The 15,749-nt window shown below is 68.5% G+C and carries 13 protein-coding genes and 1 pseudogene; 2 read left to right on the top strand and 12 right to left on the bottom strand.

Annotated features, from left to right (window positions below; translation table 11 throughout):
* Positions 1–58 precede the first annotated feature (58 nt).
* Positions 59–781, top strand: a complete 723-nt coding sequence (locus tag K7711_RS24260) for a TetR/AcrR family transcriptional regulator (RefSeq protein ID WP_308014915.1) — start codon at positions 59–61, stop codon at positions 779–781.
* Between the two features lie 39 nt (positions 782–820).
* Here the strand turns inward: K7711_RS24260 and K7711_RS24255 are convergent, their stop codons facing one another.
* Positions 821–1,399: a TetR/AcrR family transcriptional regulator gene (locus K7711_RS24255; protein ID WP_222971706.1), complete on the bottom strand. Its 579-nt coding sequence runs from the start codon at positions 1,397–1,399 to the stop codon at positions 821–823.
* Between the two features lie 75 nt (positions 1,400–1,474).
* Here K7711_RS24255 and K7711_RS24250 point away from each other — a divergent pair, with 75 nt between their 5' ends.
* Positions 1,475–2,320 (top strand): SDR family oxidoreductase, encoded by an 846-nt coding sequence (locus tag K7711_RS24250; protein WP_222971705.1) that lies wholly within the window; start codon positions 1,475–1,477, stop codon positions 2,318–2,320.
* Between the two features lie 266 nt (positions 2,321–2,586).
* Here the strand turns inward: K7711_RS24250 and K7711_RS24245 are convergent, their stop codons facing one another.
* The 11 genes and pseudogenes from K7711_RS24245 to carA form a co-directional block, all read right to left on the bottom strand.
* Positions 2,587–4,290 carry a primosomal protein N' gene (locus K7711_RS24245; protein WP_222971819.1) on the bottom strand — a complete coding sequence of 568 codons (1,704 nt, stop codon included), beginning with the start codon at positions 4,288–4,290 and terminating at the stop codon, positions 2,587–2,589.
* A gap of 648 nt (positions 4,291–4,938) precedes the next feature.
* Positions 4,939–5,247, bottom strand: a pseudogene (locus K7711_RS24240) (primosomal protein N' family DNA-binding protein); the annotation flags it as partial.
* A 262-nt stretch (positions 5,248–5,509) separates the two neighbouring features.
* The gene (metK, locus tag K7711_RS24235; RefSeq protein WP_222971704.1) at positions 5,510–6,724 is read right to left on the bottom strand and encodes a methionine adenosyltransferase; all 1,215 of its coding nucleotides are present in this window, start codon (positions 6,722–6,724) and stop codon (positions 5,510–5,512) included.
* Positions 6,725–6,924: 200 nt separating this feature from the next.
* On the bottom strand, positions 6,925–8,142 hold the full coding sequence (gene coaBC, locus K7711_RS24230) for a bifunctional phosphopantothenoylcysteine decarboxylase/phosphopantothenate--cysteine ligase CoaBC (RefSeq protein WP_222971703.1): 1,218 nt from the start codon (positions 8,140–8,142) through the stop codon (positions 6,925–6,927).
* 49 nt (positions 8,143–8,191) lie between these two features.
* Complete coding sequence (rpoZ, locus tag K7711_RS24225) at positions 8,192–8,467, bottom strand: DNA-directed RNA polymerase subunit omega (RefSeq protein WP_025350704.1); 276 nt, start codon at positions 8,465–8,467, stop codon at positions 8,192–8,194.
* A 69-nt stretch (positions 8,468–8,536) separates the two neighbouring features.
* The gene (gene gmk / locus K7711_RS24220) at positions 8,537–9,118 is read right to left on the bottom strand and encodes a guanylate kinase (RefSeq protein WP_040824976.1); all 582 of its coding nucleotides are present in this window, start codon (positions 9,116–9,118) and stop codon (positions 8,537–8,539) included.
* Between the two features lie 7 nt (positions 9,119–9,125).
* Positions 9,126–9,446, bottom strand: coding sequence for an integration host factor, actinobacterial type (gene mihF, locus K7711_RS24215; RefSeq protein WP_040824977.1), 321 nt, complete (start codon positions 9,444–9,446; stop codon positions 9,126–9,128).
* Between the two features lie 624 nt (positions 9,447–10,070).
* A complete protein-coding gene (gene pyrF / locus K7711_RS24210) occupies positions 10,071–10,895 on the bottom strand; it encodes an orotidine-5'-phosphate decarboxylase (RefSeq protein WP_222971702.1) in 825 nt (274 codons plus the stop codon).
* A complete protein-coding gene (locus tag K7711_RS24205) occupies positions 10,892–11,203 on the bottom strand; it encodes a hypothetical protein (RefSeq protein ID WP_222971701.1) in 312 nt (103 codons plus the stop codon). The genes pyrF and K7711_RS24205 overlap by 4 nt, the downstream gene beginning before the upstream one ends.
* Positions 11,204–11,228: 25 nt before the next feature.
* A complete protein-coding gene (gene carB / locus K7711_RS24200; protein WP_235747644.1) occupies positions 11,229–14,642 on the bottom strand; it encodes a carbamoyl-phosphate synthase large subunit in 3,414 nt (1,137 codons plus the stop codon).
* Positions 14,642–15,742, bottom strand: a complete 1,101-nt coding sequence (gene carA, locus K7711_RS24195) for a glutamine-hydrolyzing carbamoyl-phosphate synthase small subunit (protein ID WP_222971807.1) — start codon at positions 15,740–15,742, stop codon at positions 14,642–14,644. The genes carB and carA overlap by 1 nt, the downstream gene beginning before the upstream one ends.
* Between the last annotated feature and the right edge of the window lie 7 nt (positions 15,743–15,749).

Raw genomic sequence — 15,749 nt, 5'->3', positions numbered from 1 at the left:
CTGCCATATAACAACGTTATGTGGACTAGAATAACCTCGTTATGGAGGTGTGGCAACAGTGAGTTCTCATCCCCGCCAATCGAATCGGCGGACCAGCGCACACATGCGCGAACAACTGATCGACGCCGGAACGCGGCTACTCGAGGAGGTCGGCCCCGAGGCGCTGCAGGCCCGCCGGGTCGCCGCGGCGGCGGGTACGTCGACGATGGCCGTCTACACCCATTTCGAGGGCATGCCCGGACTGGTCTCGGCCATCGTCGCGGAGGCGTTCATCCAGTTCGGCGCAGCTCTGGAGGCGGTCGCGCCGACCGAGGATCCGACCGCCGATTTCCTGGTGATGGGCGCGGCCTACCGCCAGTACGCCCTGGCCAGCCCGCAGCGCTACCGGCTGATGTTCGGCCTGACCTCACTGCACACCGGTTCGGTGCACGACTTCACCGCCGAACCCCTGCGGGAAGGGACCGACACCGCGACGTATCAGCAGCTCGTCACGGTCGTGCAGCGGATGATCGACGCCGGGTGCATCCGCGCCGATCCGACCCGGCAGGTGGCCGCACGGCTGTGGGGACTCATCCACGGTGTCGTCCTGCTGGAACTGACCGGACATCTCGGCACCCAGGGCCAGGCCCTGACCGCTGTGCTCGGCCCGGCAACCATCGACCTGTTGACCGGAATGGGCAGCGACACAGCGGAATTGGAGGCTTCGACGCAGCGCGCCGTGGGGACGATCATCGAAACGCTCGGACTCACCGTCGAACCCGGCAGCACGGGAACCGAATAGGACCGCGGCCGACCGCTCGGGGCGGTCGGCGGATCCCGCTCAGGCTGCCAGCGAATCGATCCAGTTCTCGAGCCGACGACCCTCCGCGACCATCAGCTCCGGATCGCGAAAAGTGTTGGTCAACAGGGAAATTCCCTGATACGAGGCGACCAGCGCCACCGCGAGCTCGGCGGCGTCGTCCCGCCCCATCGCCGCGAACTGCGCACGGACCCATTCGATCAGCTCCCGCATGACCACGGCCAGCTCACGATCGAGCCCGTCCTCACGCTTGTCCAGCTCGGCAGCCAGAGTCCCTGAAGGACAACCGAACCGGGCCGCGAGGTCGCGCCCGCCGACCCACCCCCGGACGAGTTCCTTCAGGCGGTCGGCCGGGACCTCGTTGCGCTCGAGTTCCGCGACCACGTTCCGCAGACCCTCCGCATGCGCGCCGATGGCCGCCTGGACGAGCTGATCCTTGGTCTTGAAGTAGTAGTAGACGTTGCCGACCGGCACATCCGCGGCTCGGGCGATATCGGCGATGGTCGTCTTCTCCACGCCCTGCTCGTGAAAGATCCGCGCGGCGGCGGCGGCGAGCCGTTCACGCTTGCCCACCCGCTTCGGCTCATCCGAGTCAGTCATACAACTAACTATAGACAACACCGGGTCATGGGCCGTATCTTGTTTTTAGTCAGCCAACTAACTTAGGAGATGACGATGTTCGTGGTGACCGGAGCGACCGGCAATGTCGGCGAAGCACTCGTGCAGACCCTGGCCGGGCAGGGCGAGAAGGTGGTGGCGATCTCCCGGGGCGCGAAGCAGAGCCGCCCTCGGGAGGGCGTCGAGTACCGGCGCGCCGATCTGTCCGATCCGGACGCGCTCGCGACCGCAGCCGCAGGTGGCGACGCGCTGTTCCTGCTGCTGTCCGGGGAACAGGGCGTCGCGGGACCTCCGCCCGTCGATGTGCTGCGCGCGCTCGAGCGGGCCGGAATCGGCAAAGTGGTGCTGCTGGGTTCCCAATCGGCGCACACCCGTCCCGGGAACGCCGCCGCCCCGCGGATCACCGCTTTCGAAGCCGCACTACAGGATTCGGACCTGGCCTGGACGGTGCTGCGGCCCGGCGGATTCTTCTCGAACACCTTCGCCTGGATCGAGTCGGTCCGCACCCAGCGGGCGGTGTACTGGCCGTTCGGCGATATCGCACTGCCCCAGGTCGATCCGTCCGACATCGCCGAGGTGGCCGCCGCCGCGCTGCGCTCGGACGAGCACGCCGGACGTGCCTACACCCTCACCGGACCCGAACCCATCACCCCGCGCGAACAGGTCCGCACGCTGTCCGAGGTACTCGGTGAGTCGATCGCCTTCCACGAACTCACTCGCGCCCAAGCGCTTTCGGCCATGACCGAGTACATGCCCGAACCCGTGGCGGAGGTCACCCTGTCTATCCTGGGGACTCCCACTCCAGAGGAGCAGCAGGTCGGCACGGACGTGGAGAAGGTTCTCGGCTGCACTGCCACCCCCTTCGCCACCTGGGCGGCTCGTCACGCGGACATCTTCCGCTGACCGTTCATCGTCCCGCACCGCAATGTCGGGGTGCTGCGGGCAGAGTCGACTGCGGCCCAGCCTGTTCGGCCCTGGACCACCCCGCAGCGGACGTCTTCCGCTGACCGCCCTCCGTCCCGCACCGCATGTCGGGTGCTGCGGGGCGGAGTCAGCTGTGGCTCAGCCTATTTCGCCCTGGGCCAGCCGTCCGCGGACATCCTCGACCGACCTTCCGCGTTGCCCCACCACACCTCGGGGGCAGTGCGGAGCGGGTCCGCGGCTGTGGCTCAGCCGATGTCGATGGGATCGATCTGCACGCGCAGCGGATCGCCCGAACGGTGGGTGCTGCGGACGGCGAGGGCGGCGGTCAGGGCACGGGACATGGCTGCTGCCTGGGCCCGGTCGGCGCGCAGGATCATCCGCTCGATCTCGGTCGGGGCGTCACCGGCGGAGAACGGGGTGCGGGCCCCGGGCGGGAGTGGTACCGGGCCCAGCACCTCCACACCGGCGGGAAGTTGTGTCTCACCGAGCAATTCGGCGATGGAGTCGGTGGTTCCGTCGAGCGCGGCGAGGCGGACCGCGGGCGGGAAGCGGACCTCCGCCCGCGCCGCCAGCTCGAAATCCGCGTGCGTCACCGGATCCCAGCGGACCAGCGCCTGCACGGTCGGCAGCGACGGCTCCGCCATCACGATCACCTGACCGGACGAGCGAACCAGCGTGGCGGCGGACATCCAGCGCCGCAACGCATCCTCGGCCGCACGCAGGTCGGCGCGCCCGAGTAGCGCCCAACCGTCCAGCAGCAGCGCGACACCGTAGCCGCCCGGCACACTCGGCTCCGCGCCGATGGTGGACACGACGACCTGCGGTCCCTCGGAGATCGAATCCAGCACGGTCGCACCGCCGGACCCCCGGATCGGCACGCCCGGGAAGGCCCGCCCCAGTTCCTCCGCCGTGCGCGCGGCGCCGATGACCACCGCCCGCAACGCCCGTGCGCCGCAGGCGCCGCAGCGGAAGGCCGCATCGGTCCGGCCGCACCAGCGACACTGGGGACTGTGTGCGATCCCCTCGGATCGGTTGCGCGACAACGCAACCCCGAGGTCCCGTGCCGAACCCGGGCGGCCCGGGTCCTCGATCGGACGAGCCGCGGCGGATTCACCGGGTAGCGCGAGTGGCCCGTTGCAGTGCCGGCATCGTGCGGGGGTGCGGCACCGCGCGCACGACAGCGCGGGGACGTAGCCCCGCCGCGGCACCTGCACCAGCACCGGATCTCCGGCGGCAAGGGCCTTGCGCGCCGCGGTGAAGGCCACGGCGGGAATCCGGACCGCCCGCGCGACCGGATCCCGTTCCAGCGCAACGTCACTGTCCCCCGGCGCGCTGATCCGCGGTGCGTACTGCCGCACCACGGCTCGATCCGCGACCAGGTCGTGCGCCCACCCCGACGCGACGACGGCCTGGATCTCCGCGGTCCGCGCGAATCCGCCCGCGAGGAAGGCCGCGCCGGTCTCGTGCGCGCGCAGCATCGCGACCTCGCGGGCGTGCGGATACGGCGACCGTGGTTCGGCATAGGTGTCGTCGCCGTCGTCCCAGATCACGATCAAACCCAGATCGTGCACCGGCGCGAATACCGAACTGCGCGTTCCCACGACGATTCGCGCGGTCCCCCGCAGCGCCGCCAGCCAGCGCCGATACCGCGCCGAGGGCCCCAGGCCCGCGGCCAGCCCCACCGCGGCCTCCCCCACCAGTTCCGTGCAGGCGGCCAGCACCCGATCCAGGTCCCGCTGATCGGGAACCATCACCACGACACCGCGTCCACTCTCCGCCACCACGGCCGCCAGCTCCGCCAGCCGCCGCGCCCAATCCTCCCCCGGCAACGCCTGCCAGGCCGCCCGCGGCCCCTTCCCCGCCGCCAACGCACCGAGAAACGACGTCCCGTGCCGATAGCGCGACCACTCCGAAAGTTCCGAAACAGCGGTTCCCGCAACGCTGTTCACGGACGCAGACCGATCCGCGACAGATTCCTCCGGCCCACCCAGAGCCTTCCCTTCGGGCTCGGACGCCCGACTGTCAGCGGTCGGCTCGAGGTCAGCGGTCGACAGTTCATCGACTCCAGTTGACGCATCATCGACAGCTCGGCCGTTTTCGGTGACCGGATCAACCGAAGGCGAGGCTCGGCCACCCACGGTAACCGGATCAGACGCAGACGAGGCTCGGTCACCTACAGCAGCCGGATCAAGCGCAGGCAAGGTTCCACCGCCCCCAGCAGCCGAATCAGGCGCAGCCGAAGTTCGGTCACCCACGGCCGCCGGATCAGGCGGGGGCGAAGCGGCAGTCGTCGCGGTATCGGCTGGTCTGGGTGATTCGGCCCAGGCGTCCGCAGCATTGTCGTGCGGCGACGAGACCTCAACGGGCCGAGACGAATCCGAGGTCGTCTCGGTTGTTGTACCGTCACCCTCGGGTTGTGCGCCGGTATCAGGATGTGCGGCCCCTGGCTCTGCCGACGAATCGCTCGGAACAGCAGGCTCGGCAAGGTCCGGTGTATCGAGTGCCACGGCCGGATCCGCCGCGACGGTCGTCTCAGCGGACGTTTCCGCATCCGGCTCCCGGGCAGCCTGGCCCTTCTTCGAACGTGCCGGCCCCGCTTCGGTTCGCGCATGTCGTGGCGGGATCGCCAGACGCAGGAGATCCGCGCGAGTCCCGGCGTACCGGGCGGCGACGGCGGTGATCAGCCGCAGGATTTCCGGGGTGAGTACGCGTTCCCCGGAGACGACGCGTTCGAGGCGCATCAGAGTGCCGGTGTGGTCCGAACGCTCGAGTCGCTCGAGCAGGAAACCATCGATCAGACGACCCGAAAAACGCACGCGCACACGCACACCCGGCTGAGCGAGCTCGTCCATCTCGGACGGGACGAGATAGTCGAAGTCACGATCGAGATGTGCCGGTTCCAGCATCGGCAGAACCCGTGCGACGGGGTGGGAGAGGGCCGCCTCGGACGCGGACGTCCCCGCTCGTTTCCCGCGCCGCTTCCCCGCACCCGCCGCGTCGGAGGCGGATCCGGCGGCTCCCGCGGGCACCGTGGCCTCGGCCAATTACTGTCCGGTGGCCGCGCGCACCGAACTCACGCGCGATCCGACGCGGCCTCCCACGGACACCGCACGGCCGCACCGCGTTTCGCGGTGCGGCCGTGCGGAGCCGATGCAGTATGCCAATGGCCTACAGACCTGCCGCGGCGCGGAGCTTGTCGGCACGATCGGTGCGCTCCCAGGGCAGATCGATGTCGGTGCGGCCGAAGTGGCCGTACGCGGCGGTCGGCGCGTAGATGGGACGCAGCAGATCCAGATCGCGGATGATCGCGCCCGGACGCAGGTCGAAGACCTCGCCGATGGCCGCGGAGATCGCGATCGGGTCGACCTTCTCGGTGCCGAAGGTCTCGACGAACAGACCCACCGGGGCGGCCTTGCCGATCGCGTAGGCGACCTGCACCTCGACCCGCTCGGCCAGATCCGCCGCGACGACGTTCTTGGCGACCCAGCGCATGGCGTACGCGGCCGAACGGTCCACCTTCGACGGGTCCTTGCCGGAGAACGCGCCACCGCCGTGCCGGGCCATACCGCCGTAGGTGTCGACGATGATCTTGCGACCGGTCAGACCCGCATCGCCCATCGGCCCGCCGAGCACGAACTTGCCCGTCGGGTTCACCAGCAGCCGGAAATCGGAGGTGTCCAGCGGATTGGGCAGCTCCAACTCGCCCAGCACCGCCTGCACGACCTTCTCGCGGATGTCGGGGGCCAGCAGGTTGTCCAGATCGATGTCGGCGGCGTGCTGGGTGGACAGCACTACCGTGTCCAGGCGCACCGGCTGCGCACCCTCGTATTCGATGGTCACCTGGGTCTTGCCGTCCGGACGCAGGTACGGCAGCACACCGGACTTGCGCACCTCGGTCAGACGCCGCGACAGGCGGTGCGCCAGCGCGATCGGCAGCGGCATCAGCTCGGGGGTCTCCTTGGTGGCGTACCCGAACATCAGGCCCTGATCACCGGCGCCCTGGCGCTCGATCTCGTCGTCGGAACCGCCGACGCGAGCCTCGTGCGAATGATCGACACCCTGCGCGATATCGGGCGACTGCGCGCCGATCGCGATGTTCACACCGCAGGACGCACCGTCGAAACCCTTTGCCGAGGAGTCGTATCCGATCTCCAGGACCTTCTCCCGCACGATCGTGGGGATGTCCGCGTAGGCCTCGGTGGTCACCTCACCGGCGACGTGCACCTGCCCCGTGGTCACCAAGGTCTCGACCGCCACCCGGCTGTGCGGATCCTGCGCGAGCAGGGCGTCGAGAACGGAATCGCTGATAGCGTCACAGATCTTGTCCGGATGGCCCTCGGTCACGGACTCACTGGTGAATAGGCGGCTGCCACTCGTGCCCACAGTTCTCCCTCTCCCTCAACGGGTTTCTCGTCACTATTCCAAACCACCGACGCAGTGGGGTCTCGCATGACGTCGCAAGGACGCCCGCACCAGCCACAACGCCTCCACAGGGCCCCGTTTTGGCGATCGGTGAAACCGTGCACCCGATGCCGTGGAGCATCGTGTGCCTTCTTGCAGGATAGGCCGAATCCGCCGACTGCTCAGCGCAGCAGCGGACCGAGCGCATCCAGCACCCGGCTGGCCAGCAATGCCTTCGATCCGTGATCGAGGGCCTGTTCGGTGCCGTCGGCACCCAGCAGCCAGCCGTCGTTGTGGTCGACCTCGAAGGCCTTGCCCTCGCCGACCGCGTTCACTACCAACAGATCACACCCCTTGCGCTTCAGTTTCGCGCGCGCGTGGGTGAGGACGTCGCCGTGTTCGTCACCGGTCTCGGCGGCGAATCCGACGATCGCGGTTCCGGTCAGCTGACCGTCCCGGCGAGCCTGCACCAGACCCGCCAGAATGTCTTCGGTTTTGGTCAGCTCGATCGAATTGGGTTCCCCGGCGCCTTTTTTGATTTTCGCGGCGGCGACGTTGATCGGACGGAAGTCTGCCACCGCGGCGGCCATGATCACCGCATCCGCGCCGGTGGCGTGCTTGTCGACCGCGACGCGCAGCTGTTCGGCGGTGGTCACGTGCACCAACTCCACCGCGGCCGGGGCGTCCAGGCCGATCGTATTTCCGGCGATCAGGGTCACCCGCGCACCACGCTGCGCCGCCAGGCGCGCCAGGGCGAAACCCTGCTTGCCCGAACTGCGATTGCCGAGGAAACGCACCGGATCCAACGGCTCACGGGTACCGCCCGCCGACACCACGACGCGACGACCCTCGAGATCGCGCGGTATCGCATCGTCGCGTTCGAGCAGCAGCGAGGCCAGCGCGAAGATCTCCTCCGCCTCGGGCAGCCGCCCGGGACCGGTATCCGCGCCGGTCAGCCGCCCGGAGGCCGGTTCTGCGACGATCGCGCCGTGCGCACGCAGCGTGCGCACATTGGCGACCGTGGCCGGATGCTCCCACATCTCGGTGTGCATGGCCGGGGCGAACAGGATCGGACATCGCGCGGTGAGCAGCGTCGCGGTCAGCAGGTCGTCGGCGCGGCCCATCGCGGCGCGCGCCATCAGATCGGCCGTCGCGGGGGCGATGACGACCAGATCGGCCTCCTGGCCGAGGCGCACGTGCGGAACCTCGGGCACATCGGCGAAGACGCCGGTGTGCACCGGATTGCCCGACAGGGCCTCGAAGGTGGCCTTGCCGATGAACTGCAACGCCGACTCGGTCGGTATCACCCGGACGTCGTGTCCGGTCTCGGTGAATTTACGAACGAGTGAGCAGGCCTTGTAGGCGGCGATCCCGCCGCCTACGCCGACAACGATCCGCATACCTCATGCCTCTTCGGTGCGTCGGGTCACTGTGCCTCGCGGCGCTGACTCACTCGCCTTCGGTGTGTTCGAGCAGGTCGGAATGGATCTCCCGCATGGCCACCGAGAGCGGCTTCTCCTGCAGGCCGGGCTCGACCAGGGGACCGACGTACTCGAGGATCCCGTCGCCGAGCTGGTTGTAGTAGTCGTTGATCTGGCGCGCCCGCTTGGCCGCGTAGATGACCAGCGCATACTTGGACGACGTGCGCTCGAGCAGCTCGTCGATCGGCGGGTTGGTGAGGCCGACCGGGGTGTCGTACGCGGGCACGGTCTTGGTGTCGCTCACTGGTGAGGCTCCTGCGGGTCTGTGTAGTGGTCTGGTGGACAGAGCCGCCGCCCGGACACCGGGCGGGCTCTATCGCGAATTTGTGCTAACGAACAACGATACCAACTGCTCACAGGCAGCAGTCACCTCGTCGTTCACGATCACTGTGTCGAACTCGTCACATGCGGCGAGTTCGGTCTTGGCGGTCAGCAATCGGCGTTCGATCACCTCGGGCGATTCGGTGCCACGCGAGGTCAGCCGGGCGACCAGCTCCTCCCAGCTGGGCGGCGCCAGGAATACCAGCAGCGCCTGGGGTATCGCGGCGCGAATGGAGCGCGCACCCGCGAGGTCCACTTCCACGAGAACCGATTTCCCGGCGGCCAGCGCCGCCCGAATCGGTGCGGCCGGTGTCCCGGACCGCTGCAGGCCGCCGTGGATATCGGCCCACTCGAGCATCTCCCCCTTTTCGATCATGGTGTCGAATTCTGCCCTGGTCACGAACCGGTAGTCCCGGCCGTCGACCTCCCCGGGCCGCGGGGCCCGGGTGGTGGCCGACACACTGAACACCAATTCCGGCAGCCGCTCGCGGACGCAGCGGACCACGGTGGACTTCCCGACGGCCGAGGGGCCGACCAGTACTACCAGTCGACCCGTCTTCGTGTGCTCGACCACCCTCGGATCAGGCTTCGAAGTCGAACTTCGCCAACAGCGCCTTGCGCTGACGGTCGCCCAGGCCACGCAGGCGGCGGGTCGGCGCGATCTCGAGTTCGGTCATGATCTCCGCCGCCTTGACCTTGCCAACCTTCGGCAGGGCCTCCAACAGTGCGGACACCTTCATCTTGCCCAGAACCTCATCGGTCTCGGCATCCTTCAGGACCGTCTTCAGGTCGGTGCCGCCACGCTTCAGGCGCTCCTTGAGCTCTGCCCGAGCGCGGCGAGCGGCAGCCGCCTTCTCCAAAGCAGCGGCGCGCTGCTCGTCAGTCAGCTGGGGAAGGGCCACGGTTCCTCCGTCTCATCGTTCATTGCATGATCTACCCCCGGTAACCCGGCGGTCTCAGCGACCGTACCCACGCGGCCTGCCGATTGCGAACCCACCCCCCAGGTCAGCGGGTGATTCGGGCGCTTGCCGGGGCGTTCACGCGAGGTACGGCCGGGATTTCCGGCGATCCGGCGACGTCCTGCGGAAAAATCATGAAAAGCCATCTGACCAGCAATTTCTTCACCAGATACGGGGTACTCGCGGTACCGGATGAACCGGCCGGACAACTCGTAACCCCGCTGTTATCGCCCGACCAGGAATTTTCTGGAATTTATCCGCGTGTCGTACATTTTTGCGCAGCGTGTCGCCTTCGACAACCACCGCGGCGAGCCATCCGGCGAGCACACGCTCGGCACATCACGCCCGCGCGGACGAGCGGCGGCACCGGATTGCCACGCAACGGCCCCGCACCGCCGCCCCTGCGCCACTCTGACGGCGTAAAGCGCATTTGTCGCGTTCCTGGCCCGACACCCGTATCCGATGGCTCAGTGCGGCTTTCACAGAAAACGGACCGGTCGCCCCGCCGTGCGGGGCGACCGGTCCGATCGTCGAGGTCACCGCAGCGTTTCACCGCCGCGGCCGAACTCAGTTCTGCAGGAAGGCGAATTCGTCGGCGAGCTGGGTCACCCTCGTTCGCAGGGCCGCCACCGACGGCCCCTCGCCCAGCACCTCCCGTGAGACGTTGGGCACCACGGCCCCCAGGCTCTGCGCGGGCACCAGGGCGCGAATCGAATCCGCTCCCCCGCCCTGCGCGCCGACGCCGGGCATCAGGATCGGGCCGTTGAGGCGGCTCGGGTCGGGAGCCTCGGCGAGAGTGGCGCCGATGACGACGCCGACCGAGCCGAATTCCGCGCCCGCATTACGCGCGGCGGCCTCGTCGACCATGGTCTGCGCGATGCTGCGTCCCTCGGCCGCGGCGGCGCGCTGCACCTGCGCGCCTTCGGGATTGGACGTGGCGGCGAGCACGAACACCCCACGGCCGTTCGCCGCGGCCAGCTCCAGCGCGGGCGACAGCGAGCCGAAACCGAGATAGGGCGAGACGGTCAGCGCGTCGCTGGCCAGCGGTCCGTCCGCCAGCCAGGCCTGCGCGTAGGCGGCCATGGTCGAGCCGATATCGCCGCGTTTCGCGTCGGCGAGTACCAGCGTGCCGGCCTCGCGCAGGGCCGCGATGGTGTCCTCCAACACGACGATGCCGCCAGAGCCGTAGCTCTCGAAGAACGCCACCTGCGGCTTCACCAGCGCGACCCGGCCGGCGAAGGCGTCCACGCAGGCATCGGCGAATCGCTTCAGCCCCTCGACGTCCTCGGCGAGCTCCCAAGCGCGCAGCAGCTGCGGATGCGGGTCGATGCCGACGCACACCGGACCGTGCCGGCCCATCGCATCGTGCAGCCGGACACCGAACGGCTTCACCGTGACTCCGCCGCCGAACCGGCCGCAGCGGGCTCACGCGGCTCGGCGAGCCCCCCCTTGACGGCCAGATCACGTTCCGCGGCGGCCAGTTCGCGGTCGATGGCCTCGAGCTCACGCTCGAACTCGGACTGCTCCGCGGGCGCCGAGGCCCGGGTGCGATCGATCGGCGGGTTGGCGCGGAAGCCGACGGTGCTGTACCCGCCGACCTTGCGCATCACCCGGATATCACCACCCGGCACCCGTACCTCGCCGAGACCGGTTCGCCGCCGACGCGGCGTCCCCGGCCGGGGTCCCGCACCAAAACCCATGGCTCCCACCGTTTTCGTTCCTCTCTCAGCTGTTCTCGATAGCGGCGTCAACGGGCGCCTGATGATCGCGCTCGCTACCGCCTGCCGGTAGTTCGCTGGCACCGGCCCGTAGGACGGCGTGCAGCTCCTGGAGGGATCGCACACCGATCCCACCATTGATTGTGGCCTCGATGCCCTGCACGGCAGCGGCCGCACCCTGCACCGTCGTGATACACGGGATATTCGCGCCCACGGCGGCGGTGCGGATCTCGTAGCCGTCGACTCGAGGTCCGGAATTACCGTACGGGGTGTTGAACACTATATCGATTTCGCCGTCCTTGATCTGGTCGACGATCGAAGGCCCGGCGATTTCCCCGGAGCTTCCACCGACCTCACCGACGAACGCCGGATCGGACTGCTTGCGCACGCGCTCGCACGGAATTCCGTTGCGCCGCAACATCTCCGCGGTCCCGTCGGTGGCCAGGATGCGGAATCCCAAGTCGTGCAGGCGCTTGACCGGGAACACCATGGCGCGCTTGTCCCGGTTCGCGATCGAGACGAACGCGGTTCCCTCGGTGGGCAGCGAACCGTAGGCCGCGCTCTGCGATTTGGCGAAGGCGGTGCCGAAATCCGCGTCGATGCCCATGACTTCACCGGTGGACTTCATCTCCGGCGAGAGCAGCGAGTCGATACCGGTGCCGTCCGGGCGGCGGAACCGGTGGAACGGCAGCACAGCCTCCTTGACCGCGACCGGCGCCTCGATCGGCGCGTACCCGCCGTCACCCTCCGCGGGCAGCAGACCTTCCTTGCGCAGCCCGGCGATGGTGGCGCCCAGCGCGATTCGCGCCGCGGCCTTGGCCAGCGGCACCGCGGTGGCCTTGGACACGAACGGCACGGTGCGGCTGGCGCGCGGATTGGCCTCGAGGACGTACAGCACGTCGTCCTTGAGCGCGTACTGCACGTTCAGCAGGCCCTGCACGCCGATTCCCTTGGCGAGTGCGGCGGTCGAGCGGCGCACCGCTTCGATATCGCTGCGCCCCAACGTGATCGGCGGCAGCGCGCAGGCCGAGTCGCCGGAGTGGATACCGGCCTCCTCGATGTGTTCCATGACGCCGCCGAGGTAGACCTCCTCGCCGTCGCACAGCGCGTCGACGTCGATCTCGATGGCGTCCTCCAGGAACCGGTCGACCAGCACCGGGTGGTCCGGGGTGATCTCGGTGGCGCGAGAGATGTAGTCCGCCAGCGACTTCTCGTCGTAGACGATCTCCATACCGCGACCGCCCAGCACGTACGACGGGCGCACCAGCACCGGGTAGCCGATCGCGGCGGCGATCTTCTTCGCCTGCGCGAAGGTGGTGGCGGTGCCGTACTTGGGCGCGGGCAAGCCTGCCGCCGTCAGCACCTCACCGAACTCACCGCGATCCTCGGCCAGGTCGATGGCCTTGGCCGACGTGCCTACCACGGGCACACCCGCATCGGTCAGCCGCTGCGCCAGGCCCAGCGGGGTCTGCCCGCCCAGCTGGCAGATCACACCGGCCACGGTGCCCGATCCGGACTCCGCGTGGTAGACCTCGAGCACGTCCTCGAAGGTGAGCGGCTCGAAGTAGAGGCGGTCGGCGGTGTCGTAGTCGGTCGAGACGGTCTCCGGATTGCAGTTGACCATGATGGTCTCGAATCCGGCGGCCGACAGCGTCTGCGCCGCATGCACGCACGAGTAGTCGAACTCGATGCCCTGACCGATGCGGTTCGGGCCCGAACCCAGGATGATGACCTTCTCGCGCTCGGGCTGCGGGGCCACCTCGGACTCCGCCGCCGGATCCAGCTCGTAGGCCGAGTAGTGGTAGGGGGTCCTGGCCTCGAATTCGGCGGCACAGGTGTCCACGGTCTTGAACACCGGGCGGATGTCCAGCCGATGACGCAGCTCGCGCACCCCGCCCTCACCCGCGAGTTCGGGTCGCAGCGCGGCGATCTGGCGATCGGACAGGCCGTAGTGCTTGGCGGTGCGCAGCAGCGGCTCGTCCAGTACCGGCGCGTCGATGATCTCCTGACGCAGCTCGACCAAGCCCGCGACCTCGGCCACGAACCACGGGTCCACCCCCGAGGCCGCCGCGACGTCCTCGATGCTCGCGCCCAGTCGCAGCGCGCGCTCGACCTGGTAGATCCGGCCCTCGGTCGGGACCTTCAGATCGTCCAGGACGGCCTGCACGTCGGTCCACTCGCCGTCGCTCTGGGTCCAGAAGCCCGCCGACTTGGTCTCCAGCGAGCGCAGCACCTTGCCCAGCGCCTCGGAGAAGTTGCGGCCCAACGACATCGCCTCGCCGACCGACTTCATGGTCGTGGTCAGCGTCGGGTCCGCACCCGGGAACTTCTCGAACGCGAACCGCGGCGCCTTCACGACCACGTAGTCGAGCGTGGGCTCGAAACAGGCCGGGGTCTCCTTGGTGATGTCGTTGACGATCTCGTCCAGGGTGTACCCGATGGCCAGCTTCGCGGCGATCTTCGCGATCGGGAAACCCGTTGCCTTGGAAGCCAATGCGGACGAGCGCGAGACGCGCGGATTCATCTCGATCACGATCAGTCGACCATCGGCCGGGTCCACCGCGAACTGGATGTTGCAGCCGCCGGTGTCGACGCCGACCTCGCGCAGGATCGCGATGCCCAGATCGCGCATCTTCTGATACTCGCGATCGGTGAGCGTCATGGCCGGGGCGACGGTCATCGAGTCGCCGGTGTGCACGCCCATCGGGTCGACGTTCTCGATCGAGCAGACGATCACCACGTTGTCGCGGCGGTCGCGCATCAGTTCGAGCTCGAATTCCTTCCAGCCCAGGATGGATTCCTCGATCAGCACGTTGGCCGTGGGCGAGGCGGCCAGGCCGCCACCGGCGATGCGGTCCAGATCGTCGTCGTTGTAGGCCATGCCCGAACCGAGCCCGCCCATGGTGAACGACGGCCGCACGACCACCGGGAAGCCGAGTTCGGCAACGGTTTCGCGGACCTCGTCCATGGTGTAGCAGACCTTGGAGCGCGCGCTCTCGCCGCCGACCTTCGCGACGATGTCCTTGAACTTCTGCCGGTCCTCACCGCGCTGGATGGCGTCGAAGTCGGCGCCGATCATCTCCACGTTGTACTTGGCCAGCACACCCCGTTCGTGCAGGGCCACAGCGGTGTTGAGCGCGGTCTGCCCGCCGAGAGTCGCCAGGATCGCGTCGGGGCGTTCCTTGTCGATGACCTTCTCGACGAATTCCGGGGTGATCGGCTCGACGTAGGTGGAGTCGGCGAATTCCGGATCGGTCATGATCGTGGCCGGGTTCGAGTTCACCAGCGACACCCGCAGTCCCTCGGACCGCAGCACCCGGCACGCCTGGGTGCCGGAGTAGTCGAATTCGCAGGCCTGGCCGATCACGATCGGGCCCGAGCCGATCACCAGGATGTGGCGTAGATCCTCGCGGCGAGGCATCAGGCTCCTTCCATCAGACCGGCGAAACGGTCGAAGAGATATGCGGCGTCGTGCGGCCCGGCGGCGGCCTCGGGGTGGTACTGCACCGAGAAGGCGCGGCCGTCCACCAGCCGCACGCCTTCCACCGTGCCGTCGTTGGCGCAGGTGTGGCTGACCTCGGCGGTGCCGAACGGGGTGTCGAAGCGCTGTCCGGCCTCGCCCTCGAGCGCGAATCCGTGGTTCTGCGCGGTGATCGAGATCTGCCCCGTCGCGTGGTCCACGATCGGCACGTTGATGCCGCGGTGGCCGAACTTCATCTTGTAGGTCTGCAAACCCAGTGCGCGCCCGAGGATCTGGTTGCCGAAGCAGATGCCGAACAGCGGCAGCCCTTCGCCCAGAATGCCCTTGGTCAGCGCGACCGCGTCGTCCTGAGTGGCCGGGTCGCCGGGGCCGTTGGACAGGAACACCCCGTCCGGCTTCAGCTCCTTGATCTGGTCGAGGGTCACGTTCGAGGGCACCACGTGCACCCGCATGCCGCGCTCGGCGAACATCCGCGGGGTGTTGGTCTTGATGCCGAGATCGACTGCGACAACAGTGAATCGGCGCTCACCGGCGGGTTCGATCGTGTACAGCTGATCGGTGCTGACCTGTTCGGCCAGATCCGCGCCCAGCATCGAGGGCTGACCGTTCACGCGGGCCAGCAGTTCCTCCACCGAGGCCGCGGCGGCCTCGCCGGAGAAGATCCCGGCCTTCATCGAACCGCGGGTGCGCAGGTGGCGCACCAGCGCGCGGGTGTCGATCCCCGCGATGCCGACCACGTCCTGCCGGACCAGTTCGTCCTGCAGCGTGGTGGTGGCGCGCCAGTTCGAAGCCCGGCGCGCGGGATCGCGCACCGCGTATCCGGCCACCCAGATCTGCTTGGACTCGTCGTCCTCGTCGTTCCAGCCCGTGTTGCCGATCTGCGGGGCCGTGGCCACCACGATCTGGCGGTGGTAACTCGGATCGGTCAGCGTCTCCTGATAACCCGTCATCGCGGTGCAGAACACCGCCTCACCCAGGGTCTGTCCCTCGGCGCCGAAGGACGAGCCGCGGAAAACCCGCCCGTCCTCGAGCACCATCATCGCGCTC

Origin of the sequence: Nocardia coffeae (genome assembly GCF_019890715.1) — a bacterium.
GTDB lineage: Bacteria > Actinomycetota > Actinomycetes > Mycobacteriales > Mycobacteriaceae > Nocardia > Nocardia jiangxiensis.
The sequence above is the reverse complement of the archived record's forward strand: the minus strand, read 5'-3'. Positions and strand labels throughout refer to the sequence as shown.

What these genes read in the sequence shown, in the direction of transcription:
- K7711_RS24255 (WP_222971706.1), bottom strand. Translation starts at nt 1,399, where the DNA reads ATGACTGACTCGGATGAGCCGAAGCGGGTGGGCAAGCGTGAACGGCTC.
- K7711_RS24250 (WP_222971705.1), top strand. Translation starts at nt 1,475, where the DNA reads ATGTTCGTGGTGACCGGAGCGACCGGCAATGTCGGCGAAGCACTCGTG.
- coaBC (WP_222971703.1), bottom strand. Translation starts at nt 8,142, where the DNA reads ATGCGGATCGTTGTCGGCGTAGGCGGCGGGATCGCCGCCTACAAGGCC.
- K7711_RS24205 (WP_222971701.1), bottom strand. Translation starts at nt 11,203, where the DNA reads ATGGGTTTTGGTGCGGGACCCCGGCCGGGGACGCCGCGTCGGCGGCGA.
- carB (WP_235747644.1), bottom strand. Translation starts at nt 14,642, where the DNA reads ATGCCTCGCCGCGAGGATCTACGCCACATCCTGGTGATCGGCTCGGGC.
- carA (WP_222971807.1), bottom strand. Translation starts at nt 15,742, where the DNA reads ATGATGGTGCTCGAGGACGGGCGGGTTTTCCGCGGCTCGTCCTTCGGC.